Source organism: Neobacillus sp. BP17 (assembly GCF_059579525.1).
In genome coordinates, this window is the sequence record NZ_CM184198.1 from 3449699 (window position 1) to 3475700 (window position 26002).

General features: G+C 39.5%; 18 protein-coding genes, 1 pseudogene and 1 riboswitch. All 19 genes and pseudogenes read right to left on the bottom strand.

Annotation, left to right across the window (positions count from 1 at the left end; all coding sequences use genetic code 11):
• Positions 1 to 109 precede the first annotated feature (109 nt).
• The 19 genes and pseudogenes from AC4QJR_RS16635 to lpdA all read right to left on the bottom strand — a co-directional run bounded on the left by AC4QJR_RS16635 (position 110) and on the right by lpdA (position 25987).
• The gene (locus AC4QJR_RS16635; protein WP_496523577.1) at positions 110 to 1675 is read right to left on the bottom strand and encodes a glutamate synthase-related protein; all 1566 of its coding nucleotides are present in this window, start codon (positions 1673 to 1675) and stop codon (positions 110 to 112) included.
• Between the two features lie 272 nt (positions 1676 to 1947).
• Positions 1948 to 2391: a Gp49 family protein gene (locus AC4QJR_RS16640; protein WP_496523578.1), complete on the bottom strand. Its 444-nt coding sequence runs from the start codon at positions 2389 to 2391 to the stop codon at positions 1948 to 1950.
• Between the two features lie 149 nt (positions 2392 to 2540).
• The gene (locus AC4QJR_RS16645; RefSeq protein WP_496523579.1) at positions 2541 to 3470 is read right to left on the bottom strand and encodes an MBL fold metallo-hydrolase; all 930 of its coding nucleotides are present in this window, start codon (positions 3468 to 3470) and stop codon (positions 2541 to 2543) included.
• A 47-nt stretch (positions 3471 to 3517) separates the two neighbouring features.
• On the bottom strand, positions 3518 to 4291 hold the full coding sequence (locus AC4QJR_RS16650; RefSeq protein WP_496523580.1) for an SDR family NAD(P)-dependent oxidoreductase: 774 nt from the start codon (positions 4289 to 4291) through the stop codon (positions 3518 to 3520).
• A 68-nt stretch (positions 4292 to 4359) separates the two neighbouring features.
• Positions 4360 to 5139: an enoyl-CoA hydratase/isomerase family protein gene (locus AC4QJR_RS16655; protein ID WP_496523581.1), complete on the bottom strand. Its 780-nt coding sequence runs from the start codon at positions 5137 to 5139 to the stop codon at positions 4360 to 4362.
• Positions 5140 to 5324: 185 nt separating this feature from the next.
• A complete protein-coding gene (locus AC4QJR_RS16660) occupies positions 5325 to 6161 on the bottom strand; it encodes an enoyl-CoA hydratase-related protein (protein WP_496523582.1) in 837 nt (278 codons plus the stop codon).
• 57 nt (positions 6162 to 6218) lie between these two features.
• On the bottom strand, positions 6219 to 7574 hold the full coding sequence (locus AC4QJR_RS16665; RefSeq protein WP_496523583.1) for an MFS transporter: 1356 nt from the start codon (positions 7572 to 7574) through the stop codon (positions 6219 to 6221).
• Between the two features lie 220 nt (positions 7575 to 7794).
• Positions 7795 to 9312, bottom strand: coding sequence for a class I adenylate-forming enzyme family protein (locus AC4QJR_RS16670; protein WP_496523584.1), 1518 nt, complete (start codon positions 9310 to 9312; stop codon positions 7795 to 7797).
• 114 nt (positions 9313 to 9426) lie between these two features.
• Positions 9427 to 10590 carry an acyl-CoA dehydrogenase family protein gene (locus AC4QJR_RS16675; RefSeq protein ID WP_496523585.1) on the bottom strand — a complete coding sequence of 388 codons (1164 nt, stop codon included), beginning with the start codon at positions 10588 to 10590 and terminating at the stop codon, positions 9427 to 9429.
• Positions 10591 to 10602: 12 nt separating this feature from the next.
• A complete protein-coding gene (locus AC4QJR_RS16680) occupies positions 10603 to 11796 on the bottom strand; it encodes an acyl-CoA dehydrogenase family protein (protein WP_496523586.1) in 1194 nt (397 codons plus the stop codon).
• 68 nt (positions 11797 to 11864) lie between these two features.
• Positions 11865 to 12500: a TetR/AcrR family transcriptional regulator gene (locus tag AC4QJR_RS16685; RefSeq protein ID WP_496523587.1), complete on the bottom strand. Its 636-nt coding sequence runs from the start codon at positions 12498 to 12500 to the stop codon at positions 11865 to 11867.
• Between the two features lie 389 nt (positions 12501 to 12889).
• The gene (locus tag AC4QJR_RS16690) at positions 12890 to 13057 is read right to left on the bottom strand and encodes a serine protease (protein ID WP_496523588.1); all 168 of its coding nucleotides are present in this window, start codon (positions 13055 to 13057) and stop codon (positions 12890 to 12892) included.
• Positions 13058 to 13078: 21 nt separating this feature from the next.
• Positions 13079 to 14863: a phosphomethylpyrimidine synthase ThiC gene (thiC, locus tag AC4QJR_RS16695; RefSeq protein WP_251458469.1), complete on the bottom strand. Its 1785-nt coding sequence runs from the start codon at positions 14861 to 14863 to the stop codon at positions 13079 to 13081.
• A 145-nt stretch (positions 14864 to 15008) separates the two neighbouring features.
• A riboswitch (TPP riboswitch) is annotated at positions 15009 to 15123 on the bottom strand.
• A gap of 121 nt (positions 15124 to 15244) precedes the next feature.
• Complete coding sequence (locus AC4QJR_RS16700) at positions 15245 to 16525, bottom strand: efflux RND transporter periplasmic adaptor subunit (protein ID WP_496523589.1); 1281 nt, start codon at positions 16523 to 16525, stop codon at positions 15245 to 15247.
• Between the two features lie 337 nt (positions 16526 to 16862).
• Positions 16863 to 18113, bottom strand: a complete 1251-nt coding sequence (locus AC4QJR_RS16705; protein WP_496523590.1) for an exo-beta-N-acetylmuramidase NamZ family protein — start codon at positions 18111 to 18113, stop codon at positions 16863 to 16865.
• 97 nt (positions 18114 to 18210) lie between these two features.
• Positions 18211 to 20283: a beta-N-acetylhexosaminidase gene (nagZ, locus tag AC4QJR_RS16710; RefSeq protein ID WP_496523591.1), complete on the bottom strand. Its 2073-nt coding sequence runs from the start codon at positions 20281 to 20283 to the stop codon at positions 18211 to 18213.
• A 27-nt stretch (positions 20284 to 20310) separates the two neighbouring features.
• Positions 20311 to 21996, bottom strand: a pseudogene (locus AC4QJR_RS16715) (serine hydrolase domain-containing protein).
• A 427-nt stretch (positions 21997 to 22423) separates the two neighbouring features.
• On the bottom strand, positions 22424 to 24307 hold the full coding sequence (locus AC4QJR_RS16720) for a sigma-54-dependent Fis family transcriptional regulator (RefSeq protein ID WP_496526699.1): 1884 nt from the start codon (positions 24305 to 24307) through the stop codon (positions 22424 to 22426).
• A gap of 300 nt (positions 24308 to 24607) precedes the next feature.
• Positions 24608 to 25987, bottom strand: a complete 1380-nt coding sequence (gene lpdA / locus AC4QJR_RS16725; RefSeq protein WP_496523592.1) for a dihydrolipoyl dehydrogenase — start codon at positions 25985 to 25987, stop codon at positions 24608 to 24610.
• Between the last annotated feature and the right edge of the window lie 15 nt (positions 25988 to 26002).

Consider the following 26002-nt stretch of genomic DNA (forward strand, 5'->3'; position numbering starts at 1 on the left):
AGTCCCCTCGAGAAGTAATGCTTAAACGCACCTGGGAACTGACATAAATTTTGGTTGATGCTTTCTATGGAGGAGTTATTTTTTTACGTTGAAAACTCAGATATCCGGTCTAAGAATCAATCATTGGAAACAGTTCAGATAACTTTTTTATTCTTCCATCGACATCTTTAAATACAATGTGCTCACGAGTGAATTTACATGGGCTATCAATGCCACAAGCCGCAGCTAAAGCAAACAAACCTTGACGTACATTAATAATATAGTTCATGACTCGCCATTTCTTTTCCTCTGGCACAAGTGCTTCTTGATACTTGGGATCGGTGGTTGTTACGCCCGTAGGACATTTACCAGTATGGCATTGAAGAGCCATAATACAGCCGTTAGCAATCATAAAACCTCGGGCAGAGTTCACGGCATCTGCACCAATTGCAAGGGCAATGGCAATTTTATCAGCTGAAATTAACTTTCCTGAAGCAAATATTTTCAGCTTCTTTCGTACCCCAAACTGATGGGCTTTATCAACAACCGCGATTAAAGCAGGATATAGAGGAAGCCCCATCGTATCTGCCATTGATTTATAAGTGGCGCCTGTTCCACCCTCACCGCCATCAACCGTAATAAAATCTGGATAAATCTTTAGAAGAATCATGGACTCGAACAATTCATTCAAGCTGGATGGATGTCCAACGACGATTTTGATTCCGACAGGTTTTCCGCCTTCCTCTTGCAGCACTTTGATAAACTCCAACGTTTCAAACGCATTTTGCAAAAATGGAAAGCGATTGGGGGAATTAATGGTCTTTCCAACAGGAACCTTCCGAATAGTTGCCACCTTCGTTGAAACCTTCGACCCTTCCAGATGTCCGCCACGGATTTTTGCTCCTTGACCGAATTTAAGCTCAAAGGCCTTGATATTGGGTTCCTTGGCTTTACATTTAAATTCATCCAGCGAAAAATTCCCCTCATCATCGCGATAACCAAATAAACCAGGGCCAATTTGAGCAACCACATCGACTCCACTTTCTAAATGCTCTGGTGCAACTCCGCCTTCTCCCGTATTAATCCATGAACCACCTGCCAAATAGCTGCCATGACCTGTTGAAAGGATATAGTTTTCACCGACGGCTCCATAAGATGTGGCGGAAACACCAAATGGACCGCTAAGTCTCCATGGAAATTTCCGATCACCACCAACGATGATTGTCTCTTCCTCATGGTAAAGCCAGCGTGTTGTTTGGTCCTTTTCAAGCTGTTCGTGACGAGTAAACAACCCTTCATGATCAATTTTATATTTCATTGAGTGGACTTTTTCTTGATTGTCGACCCTTAATTCTTCATTTAATAAGGGAAACAAACCATTCGCAATATAATACCCAGGATTATCAAAGTCACGTTTGGAACCAAAGCTTAAAAGGTCACTTCGATATTTGGCAGAAAAAACGATCCCTAAAAAATCGGTTCGTGAAAATGGTTTGCCGCTATTGTCATCATCAAACCAATATTGCCTGAATTCCGGACCAATCTTTTCTAATAAGTAGCGCATCCAACCCAAATAAGGATGTGCTCTTATAATCGAATGCTGTGGTTTCTTTGCTAAAATATGTAACCATATGAGTAAGGCAATCGGTCCAATAATAAACACAATCAGAAGAAAGATAAAAATAGTCCATACCATCAAACTATCTCTCCTTTTCTAACGAATATTGAGACAAGATCTGCAGTTTTAATATTGCGCGGTTATTTTTTTCACTACTATTAACTTATTTATAACTTTCCTTCATGTTGCCTAATTTTTATTTTAAAATGAAATATCCCAATCCTTATCAAGCTGCAATGCAAAAACCCTAGAAGCGTTGATATCACGCAGTTTCTAGGGTTTTTTTTATTTAGGTAACTTGTCACTGCTTCCATCCAGCAATTTTATTTTCGATAATTCTTAATACTTGACTATATCTCTGAACTTTGAGTTTTGTAAGCTTCAAGCTCACTAATTTTATATTTAATCCGTTCCAAACAAATCTGAGTGTTTGTTTCTTCGTTATAGGATGCCTCATCTACACTGGATATCGACTCGGTGATGATAAACCCATTGGGCAGCTTGACCGCAACCATTGTGCATCGATCAAAAACCTTATCAACTTTTACCTGAGATTTTTCGATCAAATCATTGATATCCCCTGGTTCGCTTTGATTTATCATTTGTGGCTTTTCTTGTTGTTTCGCGATAAAGGAATACTCTGATGATGGTTCAAATGCCATTTCAAAGGCCTCCACTGTTGTTTCAATGACCACATCATTTTTGATATTCCTAAGCTTTACTTTCCCATTCGTTGTGATTTCCAACAATTCCATTGTATTATCAGGCGACCCTTTCACTTGGTATATCTTCAAGCTCTTTCCCTCCACCATGTTTTTTAATAAACTTCTTTTAAACTAGTCTATTCAACATGTAGAAAAGCTGTGAAACTTGAAAAAAATTTAACGGTCAGTCCCCTGGTGAAGTGAAGCCTTAACGCACCAGGGGACTGACCCCATAATTCCTATACCGCACGATAATATAGTTTTCCCTCCTCCAACTCGCTAGTTAATTTTCCGATTGATTCTAAATACACTAATCTAGTAATGATGGCCATAAACTGTTCAATTATGAAATGTCTGTTTCGATTTTCATACAACTTCTCAAAAATCTGAGCTGCTGACATGCTTTCATTTTTCAAAATATCTAAGATTTGGACAAATCGGCGTTGATGCCTTGATTTAATCTCGTCGATTCTTTCTTGTAAATTCGTAATCAACTGGCCATGTCCTGGTAAAGCTAGTTGAACCGGATAGTTGTTTATCGCATCAAGGGAAGTGAAATAGTCTTTTAACGGATTCTCTCCATCTTCACCAACAATCCCGATCATTGGTGAGACAGCAGCCAACACATGATCACTTACAATCATAATTTGATGATCTTGATTATAGAAGCAAAATTGATCTCGAGAATGTCCCGGTGTCCAGATTGCTTCAAACCAGTAGTTTCCCAGTTTAATCTTTTCTTTATCTTCATAAAATTTATTCGGTATGAAATCAAACGTAGAAGGGAGAGAATCAACCTTTTTGGGTAATTTAGGTCCATTATGTTTGCTAAGAATAGTTTGAAGGGGACTATCTTTTAAATAGATATTCTTCATCCGCTGTAACTCTTCTAAACTATGGTTAGAAGCTATTATGGGAACATCGTACTTCTCCTTATACCATCCGGCAAGTCCACAATGATCTGAATGGATATGAGTCAACACTACTTTTTCGATTGCTACATCAGATTGGAGAAATTTTTCCCATACTTGGATGGATTCATATGTATCCCCTGTATCAATAACAGTTAGACCCTTCTCTCCTTCAATTAAATAGGAATTAACCGTTCCTAAGCTATAGGTCAAGGGGAGTACAATTTGATAAATTCCTTCTGCCACTTCATTTAACATTTTCTACCACCTTAAAATAATAGAATCTTATCCCCATGTCCATCAGTTCATCGACTAGTATACCCGGCATCAACATGAATAGTGGTTCCAGTTATATAGGATGACTGATCAGACGCTAACCAAAGTGAAGCCTGTGCAATCTCAATTGGCTGGGCGAAACGATTCAGCAGACTTAGCTGGGCTGCCCGTTCCTTTGGGTCATTTCCTGACTGTTCCAAAGCAGTTCGTAGCATGGGGGTTTCCACTGCACCTGGCGCCACAGTATTTATCCGAATGTTCTTCGGACTATACTCCACGGCTGCTACCTTGGTCATTCCGACGACTCCATGTTTTGCGGCAACATAGGCAATATTGTTTGGCTGTGGCCGGAAACCGCTTGTAGAAGATATATTAATGATTGAACCTCCTTCACCTTGTTCAAGCATTTGCAGGATTTCATATTTCATACAAAGGGCTGTCCCCGTTAGATCAACTGAAATAAGTTTATTCCAGTAAACCTCATCAAATTCTGCTGTGGGTTTGTTATCTGGTGTTAACGCAGCATTATTGACAGCTACATCTAAACGGCCATATTTTTCAATGGTTGTTTTGATTAAATTTTGTACTTGTTCCGACTTTGAGATATCTACTTTTACAAAAAAAGCTGTTCCTCCATTTGATTCAATTTGCGAGACCACTTCATTTCCTCTCATTTCATCTAAATCGGCAACGACCACTTTTGCCTTTGCTTCAGCAAAAAGTTTAGCAGTGGCTTCACCCATTCCCATCGCTGCACCTGTGATGATTGCTACTTTCCCCTCCAAAACTGGAAATATATTCATACACATCTTCCTTTCTAAGGATAGATCCTAGTCATTTCTAAAATGTTCAAGAAGAGAGTTCCATTGGATTACTTCCCCATGAAATGAGGTTCCCGCTTCTCGATAAAGGCACTGACCCCTTCTTTAAAATCTTCCGTCTGAAAACATAGGTCCTGTCCAAATCCCTCTAGTTCTAATAAATACTTCAAATCCCGTGTAATGGTTCGGTTCACAATGGTTTTTGTTAGCCCTACGGCGATAGGCGGCTTGTTGGCTAGCTTTTCTGCCAGGTAGATTGCTTTCGGTAATAACTCATCATGTGTTGTAACTTCATTGATCATTCCAATCCGATAGGCCTCTTGTGCGGAGACTTTTTCTCCTAAAAGCATGATTTCTTTTGCTTTCTGTGACCCTATTAATGATGGTAAAAAATAAAGGGCAGCTAAATCGGGGATTAATCCAATATTTACAAAACTTTGAACGAAATAGGACCGCTCCGACGCTACAATTAAGTCACATAACAAAGGAAGACTGAATCCTGCACCAGCAGCTGGTCCATTGACCGCCGCGATGATTGGTTTCTCAATTTCTAGCATTTTATAAATAAAAGGCTGTGCGGAGTGCACCACTTTCCTTCCTTCTAATGGTTTTATATTTTTGATCATGTTCAAGTCCCCACCTGCAGAAAACGCTTTTCCTTTTCCAGTGATAATGATGGCTTTGATCCCATGATCATTTTCCACTTCTTCTAAAACGTGAAGTAATTCAGAAAGGACCATCGGTACGATCGCATTCAATGTTTCGGGCCGGTTTAAATAGATAATCATGATATTATTTTTTTGTTCGGTTAATAGATACTGGTATACCACGGAATGACGCTCCTTTCACTCTACCTTTGCGCATTCATTTAAAGGAAACACCCTTGCCTATTCTCTAATGATCAACGAGTAGAAAATGGGCAAGGGTCCTCTTTTTTTCGAATGACGTGGTCTAATCTTTGAACATCGACTTCTCATGTTGGAGAAATCTTAATGAGGATATCAGCCACAGTCAGCTACTTCTTGGCCGCACTTCCCCATGGCGCATTCATTTCTTCAATCGCTGCATTCAATCCGTACTTTTCAAGCGTTTTTTGGAATCGTTTACTAGTCATCGAATGATGAGCAAAAATATCAAAGTTAACACCTGATTGAATCATGGCAGTCAGACCCATAATCTCATATACCTGGTTAACCGCATGCTTTTTGTAAGTTAACATATCCATTTCACCCAAAGCGATCCTTTGAGCTAGTCTCTCTACATAGTCTTCCAGCTCTTCTGGAGGAAGGGCTTTATTGATCATCCCAATTCTTTCTGCTTCTTCCCCTGTTATAGAATCCCCGGTTAATAACAATTCCTTGGTTTTTCTCATGCCAATTGTTAATGGCCAATTCGCTAACTCGGGGGTAAATCCAATCGTTCTTGCTTGTGGCTGACCAAAAAGGGCATCATTTGAGGCATAAATTAAATCAGAGAATCCCGCTATCGTTCCTCCACCTGCATAGCAATATCCATGAACCTGTGCAATGACAGGTTTGCGAATATCCCAAAGCTTTCTCCATTCAGTTACTTCTTCAATCACCCAATCACGGTCTCGATGCATAGGGGTCTTCTCTGTATCAAAGCTGTAAGCCACCGAGCTAAGGTCAAATCCTGCACAGAATGCTCTACCGTTTCCTTTAATAATGATTATTTTTGTTTCTTCATCTCGGTCAATATCTTTTAAGGCCTGCAACGTCTCATCCATTAAATCCATGTTGATGGCATTCAATTTTTCTGGTCGGTTAAAAATAATCCTTGCAATCGGTCCATCCATTTCGACAATAATCGCTTTATATTCTTTTCTGATCATTCTACATTCCTCCTAAAAATATATGATTATCTATAAAAATCCGATTCTTGAAACTACTTATTTAATGGCAGCTTCAATTGGTTCTTCTACAATGTGATCTACTTTTTTACGGGCAGAGTACTTTTCTTGAACGATTAGGATAGCTGCTGCCGTAAGAACGGCTGGGATTGCAATAAATAGGAAATTTTGGATTGGGGTGAGGTGATAGGTTAACAAAACCCCACCTAATAATGGTCCCATAAATGCTCCAATTTTTGCCACGCCGACTGCCCAACCAACACCTGTAGTGCGGATGTTAGCAGGATAATATTGTGGAACATATCCATTCACAACAAATGAGCCTCCGTTAGCTGCAGCACCAACAACGAAAATTAACAAATACAGAATCAACATATTTGATTTAACTCCAAGAGCGACTAAGGAAATGGCTGCCGTCATATAGTACAAGATGATGACCTTTTTTGCATTGCCTCGGTCAGAGAACATACCGCCGAAAATACCACCAATCATAGCACCCAAATTCAGGACTAATAAAAACCCGATACTTGATCCAAGCGAATTGCCGGCCTGAGCCATTAGTTGCGGAGTCCAAGTATTTAACCCATAAGATAGTAACTGGAGCATGATAAAGGCAATCCAAATCGCACCCGTACTAATTAACCGACCACCTTTAAATATCTCAAGAACGGACGAGTTTGAATTCTTTTGGTTACTAGAAAGAATATAAGTTTGATTTGCGGCAGGGACAAAATTAGGATTATATTTTGGCAAAATCTGATTTAACTTTTCAGTTTGATTTTTTATTGCAAGGAATTCCGGTGATTCAGGAAGCTTTTTGATAATAACCGGAAATAAAAGAATAGGAATAATCGCTACTGCGAAAACATTTTGCCAATGAAAACTAGGAATAATATATATGGCCACTAGAGAAGCAATTACTCCACCTAACGAAAAGAAACTACTCACAATTGCCACCATCGTCCCTTTATGAGAATTCGGAGAAAACTCTGATGCTAGTGAATAAACAATGGGTACAGTTCCACCAAACCCGATACCAGCAATAATTCGAAAAATGCTAAACGAGAGGATTCCTGGGGTAAAGGCCATAAAAAAAGTTGAAATGCTAAATATAGCGGTAGTGCATAAAAGAACCTTTTTTCTTCCCCACTTATCAGAAAGTGGTCCAAATACAAGTGATCCAATTAACATCGCCCCTAAACCATAGCTGCCAATGGCCCCTGCTTGAACGGCTGTTAATCCCCAGTCCTCCATGACCTTAGAGATGACTGAACCATAAAGAATGACATCAAGCCCCTCAAACATATAAATACAGCCCAATATTGCTAGTACTACGAAATGATTACGGTTAAATTTTGATTCACCCATCACTTTTTTAACATCTACAGAATTCATTCAAATCCTCCTCGAATAATATTAGTAGTACTAACATTTATCTCACTTGAAGAGCATCATGATTGGTTGGAAATTCTGATGTCATTGCTGCCAATCCCGAAATACATATTCATTTATTGGACTTTTTGTAGGCTGATTCCAACATTTATTTATCCCATTCTAAAGATTATTAATATTCTGAATTATTTTTAGAAAACTATTAACACTCAAATTCCCGAAGCTATTTCACTTGTTTGACGAATAAATCCTGATATTGTTCAGTCAATTTTCTTTTTACTACTTTTCCACCGGCGTTAAATGGTAAACTATCTACAAAAATGACTGCTTTTGGTGACTTGTAATCGGCAAGTCGTTCACGACAGTATTTGATAACCGCTCTTTCCTCAATCAATTGATTTTCTTTTGGTATAACGACTGCAACAACCGCTTCCCCCCAATGATCATGCGGAACACCAATGACGGAAACTTCACTTACCGCGGGGTGACTATAAAGGACATTTTCTACCTCAGAACAATAGATATTTAATCCGCCGCTGATAATCATATTCTTTTTACGATCAACGATAAAATAAGAGCCATCCTCATCAATTTTGAACATATCTCCCGTATGTAGCCAGCCATCTTTTATCGTTTCAGCGGTTGCCTCCGGGTTGTTCCAATAGCCGCCAAATACGGTTGGTCCCTTAATTAATAACTCCCCAATTTCTCCTGGTTCCACTGGCTGCCCTTGTTCATTGACTACCTTTACTTCGTTCCCAATGAGAGGATAGAGGCCATTCATTTTGTCCTCATCCATCGACATCATATTGTAGCCAGTCCCTTCCGTTAACCCATATCCGCTGACGAACATAACCCCTTTATTCCGATAGAGTTCGATTAACGAGATAGGCACAGGTGCACTGCCGACAACGATCCTTTTCACACTAGTAAAATCGGTACTATCAAAGGCTGAATGTTTAGCTAATGAGATGAACACCGTAGGGACCCCGCGGAGGAAGGTGATCTTTTCTTGTTCAATCATCTTTAAGGTGACTTGCGGATCAAACTCATGGTCTAAGACAATTGTTCCACCTGAATGAATGACGGGCATGGTTAATGGTACAAGAGACCCAATAAAACATAACGGAAGGTTAATATAAATGCGTTCCTTGTCCGTATAGCCTTCTACTGTCATCATATTATACGTACATTCCCGTACATTTCTCTGTGAAACAAGTGCCCCTTTAGGTAACCCTGTTGTTCCAGATGTATATAGAATGGCAAAATCATCATCCCATGTGGCTTGATTGGCTGGTTCCGCATCACTAGCTAAGCTGGCAAGGTACTTATATTCACTACCTTCAACATTGATAATGTTTTTAACAGAAATATCATTTTCAATTTCGCTAAAAAGACGAGCAAAGCTGGATTGGGTATAAATAATTTGTGGAGTGGTGTCATTAATGATAAAGCTAATTTCCCTGCCTGCTAATCGTACATTTAAAGGTACAAAGCGAGCACCAATTTTACTGCATGCAAAGACAATCTCTAGGAATTCAACAGAATTATTTAACAAAACAGCCACTCGGTCCCCTTTTCGAATCCCGAAGTTCTCTATTAAGGAGTTGGCCACTCGATTAACCTTTTGGTTAAACTCACGATATTTAATTCGCCGATCATTAAATACGAGCATTTCTCGTTCCTTCGATACCTCTCCCCACCAAGCAATCCAGTGACCTATATTTTGGTTAAAAGCCATTATCCCAACTCCTTATTCATCTCAATGTTTGATAATAGTAAAATAGATTAATAAAATAGCATTTTTTGTGTTAAATAGGAATCTTCCATTGATTCTATGAAGCGCTTTCATTTCTCAGCTTACTGATATATTGACTTGTTTTTCTTTCGTTAATAGATTGATGATTTTCTCTTGATATGCTTCTACTCTTCCTAAATAATTCTCCAAAGCCATGGCCCGTTTTAAAAAGAAATGACAGTCAAATTCCCAAGTAAACCCCATTCCTCCATGGATTTGTATATTTTGATTGGCTGCCCGAATAAAGGCTTCATTGATGAAGGAACGCGCTTGGCAAATCGCTTCATCCTTTTCTTCTGATTTGGTTTCCAACGCCCATGCGGCATAATAGGATAACGAACGAGCACTTTCTAACTCTAATAAAATATCAACAATTTTATGTTTAATCGCTTGGAATCTACCAATAGGCTGCCCAAATTGCTCACGGGTATTACTGTATTCTGTCATAGTTTTGACGATTTGATCCATTCCACCTACCATGGTTGAACACCAGGCAGCATTTAAATAATCAAATCCGGACTGTAATACTTCCCAACCCTCATCCCTATTTCCTAATTGCTGCTCGCGCGAGACCACCACGTGATCAAATGTCACCCTTGCTACTTTTCTCGTTTCATCCATACTAACCAGTGTTTCAACATGTACTTTCTCATCATGACAATCGACCATCAAGATCGTTATCCCATCTTCTCCGTCAGTACCATTTGTTCGTACAGGTACAATCAGCGTATCTACAAAATCAGCATGTGGAACAAGTGTCTTTACGCCAGTTAGTATATATGCACCTCCGCTAACTTCTGCTTTGAATTGAATGTCGCTTGGCAGGAATTCTCCCCCTGGTTCGACAAATGCTAATGAGAATTTCTGCTTTCCTTCAGCTATTTTGGGGAGATACACATTCTTCTGTTCGTCCGTCCCATAGGCCTCAATAATAGGGGCGGCAAACCCAACGGTTTCAGGATATGGCCCTGGCAATACCACTCTTCCCATTTCTTCTAATATCGGAACGAGTGTGAGTGGTCCTAAACCAAGTCCGCCATATTTTTCTGGAATCGCAATACTCATGTAACCTAATTTCGCCAACTCATCCCAGATATGATCTAATAGGGTGCAGTCCCCTTCTGTATACTTGCGCGTCAGTGCTAAATCACCGTTTGCTTCAAGAATCTGCCGAATCGACTCCTGAAAAATCTTCTGATCTTCATTTAAGTCAAATTCCATTTTGAAACCTCCTCAAAACTTGATATCTTTTGGTAAGCCAAGAATTTGTTCTGCCACAATATTCTTTTGAATTTCAGAAGTTCCTCCCTCAATACTGTAAGCACGCGAACGTAAAAATCCTTGCTGCCATTTATCATCTATGGGGGCATCTTTTTTCCATAAGATACTTGAGGCTCCCTGAATACTCATCGCAAATTTGTACATCTCTTTCCCCAATTCACTCACTTCAATTTTATCCATTGACCCTAGTGCCCCAGGTTTGTTGGATTGAATAATTTGGGTTAAATGGCGATAATAATTCAGCAACAGAGCTTTAGATTTTGTTCGAAACATCGCGATTTTCTGGCGAATAGATGGATTTTTTATTAATAGCTCCCCATTCTTTTTGATAGTTTTGGTCATCTCAAGTAATTCTTCAAAAAGCTGTTGAAGCTGGAAAATCTGTCTTCCAACACCTACTCGTTCGAAACTCAGCAATGCGAGCGCTACTTTCCAGCCACGGTTCACTTCACCCACCACTTCCACATCGTACGCAACCGCATCATTAAAAAAGACTTCGTTAAAATCACATTTATCATTAATGGAACGAATGGGTTTTACCTCTACCCCTTCTTGATGCATATTGACTAGAAAAGCTGTGATTCCCTGATGCTTTTTCCCTGTGTTATCAGTTCTAGCTAATACGAAACATCGATCGGCGAAGTGTGCATAACTCGTCCAGATCTTTTGCCCATTAAGAATCCATTGATCTCCTTGTTTTTCAGCTCTCGTTTGAAGCGAAGCCAAATCTGATCCGGAATTGGGTTCAGAATATCCTTGGCACCAAATTTCTTCACCACTTAAGATTGTATGGATGTATTGTTTCTTCTGCTCTTCTGTTCCAATTTGGAGGAGAGTAGGACCTATCATATTGATTCCGACGATATTAATAATTGGCGGCGCACTAACTCTTGCCATTTCCTGCTCATAAATCACTTCTTCAATTAATGTTGCACCCCTGCCACCATACTCTATTGGCCAAGATACTCCTGACCAGCCGCCCTCGAATAACTTTTGCTGCCATTCCTTTAGAAATCTTTTTTGTTCTTCCGGGTCAACAGGCAGTGTTCGATTGCCTTCCAGCCAACCAGCTGGCAAATTATTCTCTAGCCAAATTCTTAAATCCTGTCGAAATGCTTCTTCTTTTGCCGTATATGAAAAATCCATGGTTCCACCTTCCTTTATATTGAGAATGACTATTTATCCATCAAATGCAGATTCCTTGCTCCCTTACTTTATTGATCAAAAATTCCATCTAGGAATGAATCATTTTGCCCTACGGCGAGTCCATGGCGGATAAAATCAATGACTTCATCAATTAATGCATCATCAATTTCTTTGTTTTCCCAATTGATCCACTTCGTTCCGACATATTCCAGTAACCCCATTAAAGACACCGCAAGTATTTCTGGAGTGTATTGCTTGATTTCCCCTTTATCCATGGCTTTTTGCAGGCCTCGAGAATATCTCTTAACTGTGTCATCAAAATACTTTTTGTGTAGTTCTTCATCCACAAATTCCGTTTGTTTATAAATTCGATAAAGGTAACGGTGCTCTTTCAGATACTGGAAAAATGCTTTAAACCCTTTTCTTTCTTTCTCAATTCGATTATTGACGCCTTTAGTTTCTTCTCGAATCGCTTCATATAATTGGAATTGCATTTCACCAACAAGTTCAGCGAAAATATCATATTTGGATTCAAAATAGTTATAGAAAGTCCCTAACGATACATTTGCTTCCTGTGTGATTTCTACGATGCCTTTTTCAAAATACCCATACTTCCCAAAGACAATTTCTGCTCCATCTAATAATTTTCTTCTTGTTTTCTCGCCTCGCTTTGTTTTTGGACTTAAATCACTTTTCATCTCCATCCTATTCACCTTCTTCCAAATTAAAACCTGAATCACTTTTCATATTCTCATTATAAGTACTGGTTTTCCATTTGTAAATAATTTTCTAAAATTTTAGAAAATTATTTGTGTCTCGGAAAATTGGGATCAGTCCCCCAAAATACAAGTGTTGTTACTGTTTAGTCAAGTGTATAATAAACAAAAAGGAGACTTGGACAAAACCCACCTCTGAAAATTCACTGCCAACAACTAAAGTATTTGAAGAATTAACACCCTAAAAATAGAGAAAGGTGAATATGAGCGTACTCACATTCACCTTTCTTACTATTTGAAGCTAGTTATGTCCCAGCCTCTACATGGCTGTCTTTTTAATACCCTCTTGTTGAGAGTGTTTTTTTCGAGTTTTTTGTTTAATAATATAATACGTTTACCTTATAACACTTCAAACATTTTTCATAATATTGATCGCCATCAAAACGATGATCACAATTTTGCTGAATCTCTTTTAAACGCCCCTCTAAAAAAGAAAGGCTAGTTTTCATTTGGGTAATTTCCTCTTTAATCTTTTGAACATTCATCCGTATAACCTCCCAAGAAAGTTACTGATATATGCTGCCTCCAGATTCCTTAAACTCTTTAGCTTTTTCCTTCATACCTGTTTCTATAGCTTCCTTCGTATCAAGTTTATTTTCTTTCGCATAATTACGAATATCTTGAGAGATTCTCATGCTACAAAATTTTGGTCCACACATTGAACAGAAATGAGCTGTTTTTGCACCTTCCGCAGGTAAAGTTTCATCATGATATTCTATCGCTCGTTCAGGATCTAAAGATAAATTAAACTGATCTCTCCAACGGAATTCAAAACGAGCTTTTGATAAGGCATCATCTCTTTTTTGTGCTCCTGGATGTCCTTTTGCCAAATCAGCAGCATGGGCGGCAATTTTATAAGTAATAACCCCTACACGAACATCCTCTCTATTCGGTAAACCTAAATGTTCTTTAGGCGTTACATAACAAAGCATGGCTGTCCCATACCAACCAATCATGGCAGCTCCAATAGCAGATGTAATGTGATCATAACCAGGAGCAATATCAGTTGTAAGAGGTCCAAGTGTGTAGAATGGCGCTTCCTGACACACTTCTAGTTGTTTATCCATATTTTCTTTAATTAGGTGCATCGGTACGTGCCCTGGTCCTTCAATCATCACCTGTACATCATGCTCCCAAGCAATTTTTGTTAGCTCTCCAAGAGTCTCTAATTCTGCAAACTGCGCTTCATCATTCGCATCTGCAATAGACCCAGGACGTAAACCATCCCCTAAAGAGAATGCAACATCATAAGATTTCATTATTTCGCAGATTTCTTCAAAGTGAGTATATAAAAAGCTTTCTTTATGGTGGTGTAAACACCATTGTGCCATGATTGAACCACCGCGGGATACAATACCTGTTAACCGTTTTGCCGTTAGTGGAACATATCGTAAAAGAACACCAGCGTGAATTGTGAAGTAATCAACACCTTGCTCCGCTTGTTCAATCAAGGTATCACGGTAAACCTCCCATGTAAGATCTTCAGCAACACCATTTACTTTTTCAAGTGCTTGATAAATGGGGACGGTGCCGACAGGAACAGCTGAGTTTCGAATAATCCATTCTCTTGTTTTATGAATGTTTTTACCTGTTGATAGGTCCATAATATTATCAGCACCCCAGCGTGTCGCCCATGTCATTTTTTCAACCTCTTGTTCGATGGATGATGAAACAGCAGAGTTACCGATATTCGCGTTAATTTTAACATGAAAATTACGTCCTATTATCATAGGTTCTGACTCTGGATGATTGATATTAGAAGGAATAATCGCTCGACCCTTTGCAACTTCATCACGCACAAATTCAGGTTTCATATTTTCCCTTATTGCGATGAATTCCATTTCAGGAGTAATAATTCCCTTTTTTGCATAGTGAAGCTGTGTAACATTTTTTCCTTTTTTTGCACGTAATGGTTTGCGCTTCAAACCCGGAAACACGTTATGATTGGCACGAGGATCTTTTTCATCCTTATACCCATTATCTACAGGCTTAATTTCTCGACCTTCATATTCTTCAACATCTGCTCGTTCATGGATCCATGTGCTTCGAATGGCAGGAAGGCCTTTTGAAATATCAACAGAATAATTCTGATCCGTATAAGGACCGCTTGTATCATACACGCGAATAGGAAGGTTTTCCTCTTCACCAAACGTTCCCGTAGTAGGGCTTAACTCAATTTCACGCATTGGTACTTTAATGTCGGATCTCGAGCCTGTTACATATACTTTTTTACTTCCTGGAAAACTAGACATGATGGAAATATTTTGTTCGTTTAATGCAGTCGTTGACATAATAAATCTCTCCTTTTTTTTTTGAATATAAAGGACGAGATACAGAACATAACAAGTAAATAAGCGTATAAAAGTACATCAAAAAGCCGGGACCATAAATGGTTGGACCCGGCTAAAATGTATGCAGAAGTATAGTTGCATTGAAGATTGTCTATTCTAACTTCCCCACGCTGGTATGATCCAGATCAGGTCCCAAGAGTCAAGAAACTTCAGCGTGTTTCTTTCTCAGCCCAACTTATTGGACACCCCTAGTTATTTATATTCAATTAAGCTACATTATATATGAGTATCGGTTAAAATGAAATACATAATATTAATTATAGTAATATAGTCGTGTTTCGATATTATGTTTAGGATGAACCATAATTTACCTGTAAAATACTAATCAAAAAGAGATGTACCAAGGCGAACAATCCAGGATGGGTTTTCTTCTATTTTGTCTTCTTCCTTTAAACCCTTAAGTATGGCAACCCATTTGCCTCCTTTTTGACCAGTTTCTACCTTTTGTTTCTGAATCTTTCCTTTTTTTTGTACATATACATAGGTGGATTTTCCAAAGCCCATGATGCTCGTTTCAGGAACTGCTAGCAACTGCTTTGACTGCACTACTACGTCTAGCATGGTATTGTAGCCAGGATATAGGCCCTTTTGTGAATCTAGACTTGCTTTAAAGGAATAGTATGGATTAGTTTCTTGTTGTATATCTTTATTCTTATTTGCATTTGTTTTATATGTAGGATAATCACTAACCTCCGAAATTTTTCCTTTCCATTTCTTATTGGCTACTACATTAGAAGTTACTGTAATAGATTGGCCTGATGTAATTTTTGCTTTTTCGGCTTCTGTTAGCTTTCCTTCAATTTGAAACGGATCATTTGAAGCGATTTGCATGATTGCTAGTTGCTGATTTTCTTTTGCTCGAAAACCTTGACCTACATTTTGGTTCAGGTTTGATATTACACCAGCAGTGTTGCTGATGACAGTTAATGTTTCGAGCTCAGATTTTAGCTTTTCAGCCTGCAACGTATATTTTTCTACATTTAGATCTGCTGCACGGAGCTCAGCTTTTACTTTATTTAGTTCAGCTTGAATTGACTGGATCGTGATAGCTTTAGTATCTATGTTAGCTGTATCAACTGCATCAGTGGTATTGGTTGTATCAGTTGTATCTGTTGTATCAGTTGTATCTGTTGTAGTGGTTGTAGAGGTTGACTCAGCTTCTCGTATATCCTGCTCTAATGAAGTGATTTGCTCTTTCATCTGAGTAACACTTGTTTCTGCTAGGTTTTTATTTACTTCTGCTTGTCCTAGCTCAGCCGCGACTGTTGATCCTTCATAAGAAAAGAGCTTTTGTCCTTTTGTAACAGTTTCCCCTTCTTTCACAAAAATTTCCTGTATAGATCCTTTTGTTACATTTAAATAAATCGTTTCAGCATGACTTTGTACAACACGACCTGACACTGTTTTTGTTTTAGTAAATATTTTTTCTGTTGGTTTTATTAACACTAACGGCTTAGATTTACTTTTTTTAACTTCTATAACAGCTATGCTTAACATAACAGAAATGAATAAAAGAACAAGGACCCCAAGTAAAATCCATTTCTTCTGACGCGAGGTACGTACTTGTTCATTTTCTACACCAATTCCTTTTGCTGTTTCCATAACCCTACCCCTTACGTAATAGATATATAGCGAATATTGCAATAAAGTGTTGAACCCAACTACTAATATCTATTGTCCATTTTTTTAAAGAAAGGTTCAAGGAGTAATTTACTTTTTTTGTCCCGTGAACTTCTCTTGTAATTAATGTACTTGCGATATAATTTAGGTTCTTGTCAGTAATTCCCCCACTAGGCAGAATAATAAAATGGTTTCGTCAATCACTGGAAGATCGTAATAGTTTTTTTACTAGTTTAGTCCATAATATAATTTGATTTTTTCTTAAAGGATAAATCGTATTAAAAAGAGGCCTCCTAAAAAGAAGGCCCACTCACACCTATTAATATAATAAATACTTCTCACGAACCCCGTTAAATTCATCTAAACCCGCCTGCCATGCAGCTTTTATTTCTTCAATAGATTTGCCAGCTTCAATATCAGCACGGATCGAACCATTACCGACAAGGTTATCAAAGAAGGAGATTCCTGCTGCATTCGGTGCTCTAAATTGGAAATCGTTTGGATACATATCATGGATTGTTTTTACGATATACAATCCTGTTTCAAACGGCTTATAGGCATTTCGGTCTGTGACATGAATTTGAATTCCATGGCTTAAAACATTCGCATGCTTCGAGAAGGTCGGTATAAATGAAGCCGCTCGGAATGTGACACCAGGTAATTTGTAAGAGTTTAACTTGGCAGCCAAATTGTCGCTATTAATGAACGGTGCTCCAATCAATTCAAATGGCTTTGTTGTTCCTCTTCCCTCGGAAACATTGGTTCCTTCAATGAGGGCAGCCCCTGGGTAGACAACCGCAGTTTCCAGGGTTGGCATGTTTGGCGATGGAAGGATCCATTCTAATGGTGTCTCATCGTAATATATGTTTCGTTTCCAACCCTCCATTTCCACTACCGTTAAATCGGCTCCAATACCAAATTCGCTATTGAAAAGCTTGGCTAATTCCCCGACGGTCATCCCGTGGCGAACAGGAATCGGATATTCACCGATGAACGAAGAGTACTTATCCTCGAGCACAGGTCCTTCGACTTTTGTCCCGCTGATTGGATTCGGACGGTCAAGAACGATAATTGGAATATTGTTCTCTTTTGCTGCTTCCATCGCTAGTGCCATGGTGTAAATATAGGTGTAATAACGTGTCCCCACATCTTGGATATCAAATAACAATACATCGACATTGCTTAGCATTTCAGGTGTTGGCTTTTTTGTCTTCCCATAAAGGCTGTAAACTGGAAGTCCTGTTTTTTCATCCGTATATTGTTCAACATATTGACCAGCTTGTGCACTTCCACGGACACCATGCTCAGGACCATAAAGAGCAGTTAAATTTACATTGTTGTTATTGTATAGTAAATCTACGATACTAGTAACGCTTTGATCAACCGCCGTCGGATTGGTGATTAAGCCGACGCGCTTATCCTTTATCAAATCAATCTTATCCTGCAACAAAACCTCAACGCCCAAACGGAATTTTTCATTCTTCTTCTCTTTTGCGTTCTTTGCAACAGCTGCTGAAACGGTCGAAAGTAGTAGAACGAGAGCCAATAAACCTATAAGCCCCTTTTTCAAAAGTACCCCTCCTCTTTTGATCTATCAAAGTTTAAGGATAAAGCCCTACCCCTATTTGAAGCAGTCACAACTAAATTCCCCTCTATCTCTCCCCTACTTAGTATCCTAACCCGTGACCAAATCCATATAAAACACTGCCATCATGGTTGTAAATCGTAACTGGCAGCTTTCCTGTCGGATTATTTTTACCAAAAATTGTACTTGCTGTTGCTTCAAAGCTCGTTGGTCTAAAGCCAAATTGAACAAGATAGGCATCTACATTCGTATAGGACATAACGTCATATGGATTTCTAGCCCCAACAGCAATGACAGGTACACCAGTCTCGATGAGTTGTCTTATCATCACCATTTGACTAGCGTCGTTGGCTCTGCCTCCAACACTTGAGGTGTAGGTTCCAGCAATGATGTATTTTGCATCCTTCACTTGTGCTAATTGAGTAGCATCAAGTGATTCTGAAGCATTGATATAAATTGCGCCAGGATGGTATTTTTGGACCTCAGCTGCAAGGAGATTCATAGAGAAAGTCGCCCCACCAACCACAACAATCTTATCTTCAGGAGAAACATTAAGTGGAAGTATATCATTATTTTTTACAAGCGTAATTGATTTTTCTGCTGCTTCTTTTTCAACTGCTTTATGTTCAGGTGAACCTACTACTTGAATAGCCTTCGCAACCTTTTCATCAAGACTCCTTTCCATTTCCGCCTTAACAATGCTTCTATTTAATTTCAGGGTTAATATCCGCTCTACTGACTGCTCAAGTCTATCTTCTGAGATATCGCCAGCGTTGACTGAATCATAAAGTCCATTTGCCACTGCTTGGATTCCCACTGGCATTAATAGGACATCTGCACCTGCTTTTACAGCACGGATAGCTGCATCAACGGATCCAAAATGATCGGCAATCGCACCCATATTCATCGCATCAGTTACGATAACACCTTTAAAGCCCATTTCTTCGCGCATTAGACCCGTTAATATCTTGTGGGAAAGAGTACCTGGTACAGAGACTTCTGTTCCGTCCTTTTTTGAAATTGCTTTTGTATCATCAATTTTTGGGAACGTTACGTGTGCTGACATAATCGCATCAATACCAGCATCCATTGCCTGCTGGAAAGGATATAATTCTACTTTCTTCAATCGATCAAGATCATGTGGTACCGATGGAAGTCCTACATGTGAATCAACCGCAGTATCTCCATGACCTGGAAAATGCTTAGCAGTGGCCGCAGTGCCCGTTTCATGAAGTCCTTTAATATAAGCATTTCCCAACTTTGAAACTAACTCAGGGTCTTCACCAAAAGAACGAACACCGATAACAGGATTATCAGGATTATTGTTTACATCCAACACTGGTCCAAAATTCATGTTAATCCCAAGTGCGTTTAGCTCTTCACCTATTGTCCTGCCGACTTTTTCAGCTAGCTCTTCAGATTTAGTCGCACCCAATGCCATATTGCCTGGCATATCGGTACCAGTTTGCAGACGTGTAACGATTCCACCTTCCTGGTCAATGGAAATCAACAGTCCATACTTTTCCGCTGCTTCTTGATAAGCATCCACCAGTTTGGTCGTCTGTTCAGCTGTCACCGTATTTTCACGGAATAAAATCACACCACCAAGATGATAATCCTTTACAAGCTTTGCAATTTCGTCGTTCATTACCGTGACATTTTTGCCATTCCAATTTCTAAAGTCAGGCATTAGCATTTGTCCGACTTTTTCTTCCATTGTCATGTGATCGATGGCATTGCCGATAAGGTCATAACGTGCGCCTTTTTCTTTTTCAACAAGGATTTTGTCTTGATTTCCCTTGAATTGAATTGAAATTCTGTCGGTATTGCTGCCATCGCTGACAGAGATAAACGTTGTACCATTGTGACCGGATAAAGTTACTTCTCCAGCTTCAGATATAGAGGCAACATTCTTATTTGAAGACTTCCATTTTAAGTTCTCAGAGACCAGCATAAAGTGGCCATCCTCATAAACATGAAGTGCGTTTAAATCAAGTTTGTTATTCTTTACTTCCCTTGTAACCTGTGGAACATTGAGATCAATCACTAAATCCGCGATTCCTGAAGCTGCTGTTGCTCCTGAAAACGGAATCCCTGTCAACACGAGTGCAAATGCTAGAAACGAGGTCATAAATGTCTTTAAAAATTTTCGCATGTTTCTCCTCCTCAAGTTATTCTTTTTTTAATAGTCCCTTAGCTCCCATTCATTTTTTGCAAAAGAAAGAGTAGCTCCTGAATCAAGTTTTGGATTCTGAATATACCAGCCGCGGGAATTTGTAGAACCATCGGTTTGATATAAAAACCGTAATTTCGTCGAATCACTAGGTATATCCAATTCTTTCTTTTCCCAGCCATTGCTTGTGCCTGTTAACTGAGCAAGCTGGTGCCAACTGCCATCTCTATAAATCTCTACGGATCCGATATCCCATACATTCTCAATCATGTGCCATGTGGAGAACGTGAGTGTGGTATCCTTGGATAATTGAAGATCAGTTTAGATTACTCGGTTTAACTTGTCGCCGTACCCTGCAAACCAAGCATCACTCTTACCAGGAATCGAGACAGGAATCGAATCAGCTACATTTCTAGCAAATAAGCGACGGGTTTGATTCATTGACCCCATATTTCTTGACGGATGGACACGGTTGGTCAGTAAGATCGCTACGGTTTTATTGTTCGGGCTTACTACAATCGAAGTTCCTGTATACCCCGTATGGCCAAAAGAGTAGGTACCTTCTGATAAAGCATCCATATACCAGCCCTGGCCTAGCTCCCAGCCAAGGCCATGGTCATTCCCAGGGAATGCGGCGTTCTGATTTTGCAGCAGCAACTGTACCGTTTCCGGCTTCAGGATTCTTTTGCCACCGTACTTGCCTTCATTAATAAAAATATGGGCAAGCTTAGCGAGATCATTTGCTGTTGAGAACACACCCGCATGTCCGGCAACCCCATCCAATGACCAAGCATTCTCATCATGAACTTCTCCCCAGACGAGACCACGATTTGGTGTTGACTGGTATTCAGTCGCAGCAATGCGATTTTTCAAAGAAGCCGGCGGATTGTACATCGTATCCTTCATCCCTAAAGGTTCTGTGATGTGCTCCCAGACAAATTCATCCTGGCGCTGGCCGGACAGGTGTTCAACTAACATTCCTAACGTGATCATATTTAAATCACTGTATTCGTAAGTCGTACCGGGTGCATTTTTCAAAGTTTGGTTTAATACCAACTTCAGCCTATCTTCTCTTGAATTCCCTTTTGAATATAGAGGAATCCAGGAGACAAAACCGGATGTGTGGGTTAACAACTGTTGAATCGTTACGTTTTCTTTCCCGTTTGCAGCAAATTCTGGAATATGTTTTGCCACCGGATCATCAAGATTGAATAATCCTTTTTCAAAAAGAATCATCACGGCCGTAGCAGTAAAAATCTTGCTAATAGACGCTAAGTCAAAAATCGTGTCGTTTTCCATTGGAATTGGATTTTCCATTTCGGTAAACTTACCATCGGTGTATTGAGCTGAATAGCCATAAGCGTCATGTTTCACAATTTTCCCAGCTCTCGCTACAAATGTGACAGCGCCTGGCATTAATTTTTGTGAAATTGCTTGGTTCATAATTTGATAGATTTGCTGGAGTGGAGCTTCCACCATTCCGGCTCCTTGTGCAGAGCTTGGGTGAAGTACGCTCGAAACAGGGATGACAGTCGAATTCCATGTAAAGACAGGGTGTGGTTGCTTTGATGGGAATGTGAGTTTCCCTTGCTTTTCAATCGTTGGATCACTAGGAAGGTCATTGTTGGCAAATACTGTTGAGGTGCCTAGTAGCATGGTACAAACTGCTGTAATCATAAACTTTTTTCTTTTCATACGTCCTCCTTTATACAATTGAATGAATTGTAGGCGGGTCTCCCTATGTATACCGAGATAATGGTGACGCTTACAATTTATAGTAAAAGCATATAGGTAATGGTGTACAGTAGTCTATACCACATAAGTCCCGTAACAGACGTTTCTACAGGTCAAAAGGATTACGCCATTGGAATTATTTTTTAAAATTTATTATAAAAATATGAAATTTTATTTCAATTGTTTAATAAATTGGGAAATACACAAAAAGAACCCCCGATAATCTATTCGGGGGTCTAGATAGTTTTTTTACACGGCCACATAATACTTTTTATTCTTTCAATACTAGTAGTGAACAGCACTCCACACGTGTGGAGTCTGAGAACAATTAATTAATTTTATTGATTAATACTTGAATATCCATATATTGTTTGAACAAATGTCATCCTTACATTCCAAACTTTTGGAGCCTTTTATAAAAAGTACTCCTTGGTATTTCTAGTAATTTCGCGGCTGCGGTTACATTACCTTTTGTCTTTATTAATGCATCCACCATTAGGTCCTTTTGTATTTTTTCTCGGGCATTTAACTTCTTTTCAGCATCTTCTTTATTTACTTGAGAATTTGACGAAGAACTGGATGGATGTCTTATTATTAAAGAATCAAAGCTATTAACAAAAATATTCTGACTTGACTGTTCATCAAGAGACATAATGTACAGCCGCTCTAAAACGTTTATTAATTCTCTTATGTTTCCAGCCCATTCATAGTCTTTCAATCTATAAGAGAGCTCATCCATATTAGGGATGTTCCATCCATTTCTTTTACAGAAATACCTGATAAGGTGCGGGATATCTTCTTTTCTTTTTCTAAGAGAAGGAACTTCAATTGGAAAAACGTTCAAACGATAATAGAGGTCTTCCCGAAAAATTCCGTCTTCTACAAGTTTCATTATATCACGGTGGGTTGCTGTAATAACACGAACATCCAATGGGATTTCCTTCGTACTCCCAATCGGGGAAACTTTCTTTTCCTGAAGTACACGCAATAAGGCCACTTGCATGGAATGCGGAATTTCACCTATCTCATCAAGAAAGATCGTCCCCTTCTGAGCCTGTTCAAATTTCCCCTTATATCCTTGCCTCCTTGCCCCGGTAAAAGCCCCTTCGACATAGCCAAAAAGCTCACTTTCCATAAGTTCTTTCGGAATCGCTCCGCAGTTTAATGAAATAAATGGGCCATCCTTTCGGGGGCTGTTGTCATGAATTGCCCGAGCAATCAGCTCTTTTCCAGAACCGGTTTCACCTGAAATAAACACGGTGGTATCTGTTGGAGCTACAAGCTTAACCTTGGCTAACGTATGTTGAAAAACCTCACTCGTTCCACACTCTCCTTTAAAGATAAAGGGTTTTGAATGACTTTGTACTTGAATTGATACGTTTTTACGATGTGTAAGCACTTCTGAAATAAAATAGCAGCTTCCGATGATCCTGTTGTTTTCCATCGAATGAAAAGGCATTTCGGCATCAATTTGGTATCCGTTATGTATTAGTTCGTACAAGTTCATTCCAATCGATTGAGGGAACCTTTCGCGAAGCGGTTTACTCGCGGATATGATCATTTGTTTTTGATTACATACCAGAAAGAACTGGTTTTGATAGGTCTCTGCCAGATGGCTTGCTTGCTGGAAAAGTGATATTTCTTCTAAATAGGCCCGCTTGCTGATTTCTTTTTCAATGCCATAAGAAATCGAAGTGACCATTCCAAGCATAAAGGGGTGAGAATAATTAACTGGGCATGAAACATCAATGACGCCCATTAGATTTCCATTATCGTGAAAAATAGGTGTGGCGGAACAGCTCCATTGATGGGAAGCGACGGAATAATGCTCAGCCCCATTAATAGTTACCGCTTCTTTTGTCTGTAACGCTGTCCCTATTGCATTTGTACCGACCTCAGCCTCAGTCCAGCGCACCCCTTCAACAAAATTGATTTTTCTTGCATCCGACAACGTTTGTTCATTTCCGGTTAATGAAAGAACATATCCATCCGGATCGACCAAAAGTGCCATCATTCCAGAATCTTTTATTGCCTGATCCATCTTTTTTATATAAGGGGAGGCTATTTCGATCAGCAGAGAATTCTTTTCTTTTTTGACATCCAATTCTTCTTTTGATAATAAATCAAGACCTTTATTTAAATAAGGGTTTACCCTTTCTTTTTTACAACGGTGCCAGGATTCCGATATTCGTTTGTTTAACCGTGCCGGATCCAGAATTCCTTCTTTTACAAATCGCTTCCAAGCATCAAAATAAAAAGTAGTATTCATAATCCCTCCTGTAATCATAGGAAATATTTTCTACATTAATTTGTGATAGATTACTTGTTGTAAATCTTGCGAAGAAAAAAGAAGTATTAGAAGAAAAAAGTCAAAACGTGGTGGGTAAACGTACAGTTCTTATTATACAAAACTAAGTATGCGCTTTCAATCGGACGATTGCATTATATAGAAAATTCAAAAAAGCCACGCGCAATAAACGCATAGCTTGAAAATTTATAGAATAATTATAACGAAGGATCGACTCTTATATCTTTTGGGTTATACCAAAGAGCTTAAACATTTCTCCTTTTCTTAAACATGAACCGCATATCCAACGGCACTAAGTAATGCCTCATGGATTGCCTCAGAAAGACTTGGATGGGCAGCAATAAATTGTTCCAAACTATCCGTTGTCAACTCAGCATGAAGCATGACGGTACCTTGCCCAATCAGTTCGGTGGCGTGGGGTCCGACAATCGAAACCCCAACAATTTCCCCGTACTCTGGTTCAACCAACACCTTTACCTTTCCAGATTGTTCATTAGAAATTAACGCCTTCCCGTTTGCGGAGAATGGAAACTCCCCAACTCTTATGTCACCATATTGGTCGATGGCCAGCTTTTCCGTTATACCTACACTGGCAATCTCAGGTGAGGTATAAATGCAGCGGGGAACAGCACGATAATTTACCTGTGTATCGACTCCGCATGCGTTTAAAGCGGCAACTGTTCCTTCATGGAATGCCACATGGGCCAATTGAATTCCGCCGATAACGTCTCCACAGGCATAGATATTTGGAATGTTTGTTTGCATTTGCTCATTTACTACAATTCCTTGTCTTGAAAAATCAATGCCGATGTTCTCAAGACCCAAGCTATTTACCCTTGGCTTGCGGCCAATCGAAACGAGGACCAAATCTGGCTCAACCTCATGGAGACCTTTATCGTTTTCTATAAACGCCTTCTTCTGATCCTTGTTTAAATCTTTTAGTCTAGTCGAAGAAAAGATAGTAACACCGTCGGCTTCAAGCTCCTTATGTAAGATCGCAGCTACATCTTTATCTTCTCCCGGCAGCAGCTGATCCGCCATCTCCACAATGGTGACTTTTGTTCCCAATCTGCTATAAATACTAGCAAACTCACAGCCGATTACACCTCCGCCGATAATTAGCAACGAGGAAGGAATGGACTGTAGCGACATCGCCTGACCACTATGAATGATCCAATCTCCGTCAAACGGTGCAAATGGCAGCTGGATCGGTTCAGAGCCAGCAGAGATAATTATTTTGTCTGCAGTTATCTCTTCTTGGTTCCCATTATGCTCAATCCGTAAAACCTGGCTCGTTTGGAAAGACGCCGATCCCTTGACTACCTTTACTTTATTTTTCCTCATTAAATATTGAATTCCTTGAACAAGCGTCGTAACAATCTTGTTTTTACGACCCTGGACGGTATTCCAATCAATTTCAATGCTGCCGGAGGGCAGACGAATCCCAAACGCACTCGCATGTTGAAGTTTATTGTACACTCCAGCACTTTCTAAGAGGGCTTTCGTAGGCATGCACCCTTCATTTAAACATGTACCTCCAAGCGGTCCCTGGTCTATTATTGACACTTCATGACCCTGCTGGGCTGCAGTAATTGCAGCCACGTATCCAGCAGGACCACCACCTATAATTGCGATCAGAGTCATAAGTGTTCCCTTCTT

What these genes read in the sequence shown, in the direction of transcription:
- AC4QJR_RS16665 (WP_496523583.1), bottom strand. Translation starts at nt 7,574, where the DNA reads ATGAATTCTGTAGATGTTAAAAAAGTGATGGGTGAATCAAAATTTAAC.
- thiC (WP_251458469.1), bottom strand. Translation starts at nt 14,863, where the DNA reads ATGTCAACGACTGCATTAAACGAACAAAATATTTCCATCATGTCTAGT.
- AC4QJR_RS16645 (WP_496523579.1), bottom strand. Translation starts at nt 3,470, where the DNA reads ATGTTAAATGAAGTGGCAGAAGGAATTTATCAAATTGTACTCCCCTTG.
- AC4QJR_RS16670 (WP_496523584.1), bottom strand. Translation starts at nt 9,312, where the DNA reads ATGGCTTTTAACCAAAATATAGGTCACTGGATTGCTTGGTGGGGAGAG.
- lpdA (WP_496523592.1), bottom strand. Translation starts at nt 25,987, where the DNA reads ATGACTCTGATCGCAATTATAGGTGGTGGTCCTGCTGGATACGTGGCT.
- AC4QJR_RS16650 (WP_496523580.1), bottom strand. Translation starts at nt 4,291, where the DNA reads ATGAATATATTTCCAGTTTTGGAGGGGAAAGTAGCAATCATCACAGGT.
- AC4QJR_RS16660 (WP_496523582.1), bottom strand. Translation starts at nt 6,161, where the DNA reads ATGATCAGAAAAGAATATAAAGCGATTATTGTCGAAATGGATGGACCG.
- AC4QJR_RS16680 (WP_496523586.1), bottom strand. Translation starts at nt 11,796, where the DNA reads ATGGATTTTTCATATACGGCAAAAGAAGAAGCATTTCGACAGGATTTA.
- AC4QJR_RS16690 (WP_496523588.1), bottom strand. Translation starts at nt 13,057, where the DNA reads ATGAATGTTCAAAAGATTAAAGAGGAAATTACCCAAATGAAAACTAGC.
- AC4QJR_RS16700 (WP_496523589.1), bottom strand. Translation starts at nt 16,525, where the DNA reads ATGGAAACAGCAAAAGGAATTGGTGTAGAAAATGAACAAGTACGTACC.
- AC4QJR_RS16635 (WP_496523577.1), bottom strand. Translation starts at nt 1,675, where the DNA reads ATGGTATGGACTATTTTTATCTTTCTTCTGATTGTGTTTATTATTGGA.
- AC4QJR_RS16675 (WP_496523585.1), bottom strand. Translation starts at nt 10,590, where the DNA reads ATGGAATTTGACTTAAATGAAGATCAGAAGATTTTTCAGGAGTCGATT.
- AC4QJR_RS16685 (WP_496523587.1), bottom strand. Translation starts at nt 12,500, where the DNA reads ATGGAGATGAAAAGTGATTTAAGTCCAAAAACAAAGCGAGGCGAGAAA.
- nagZ (WP_496523591.1), bottom strand. Translation starts at nt 20,283, where the DNA reads ATGCGAAAATTTTTAAAGACATTTATGACCTCGTTTCTAGCATTTGCA.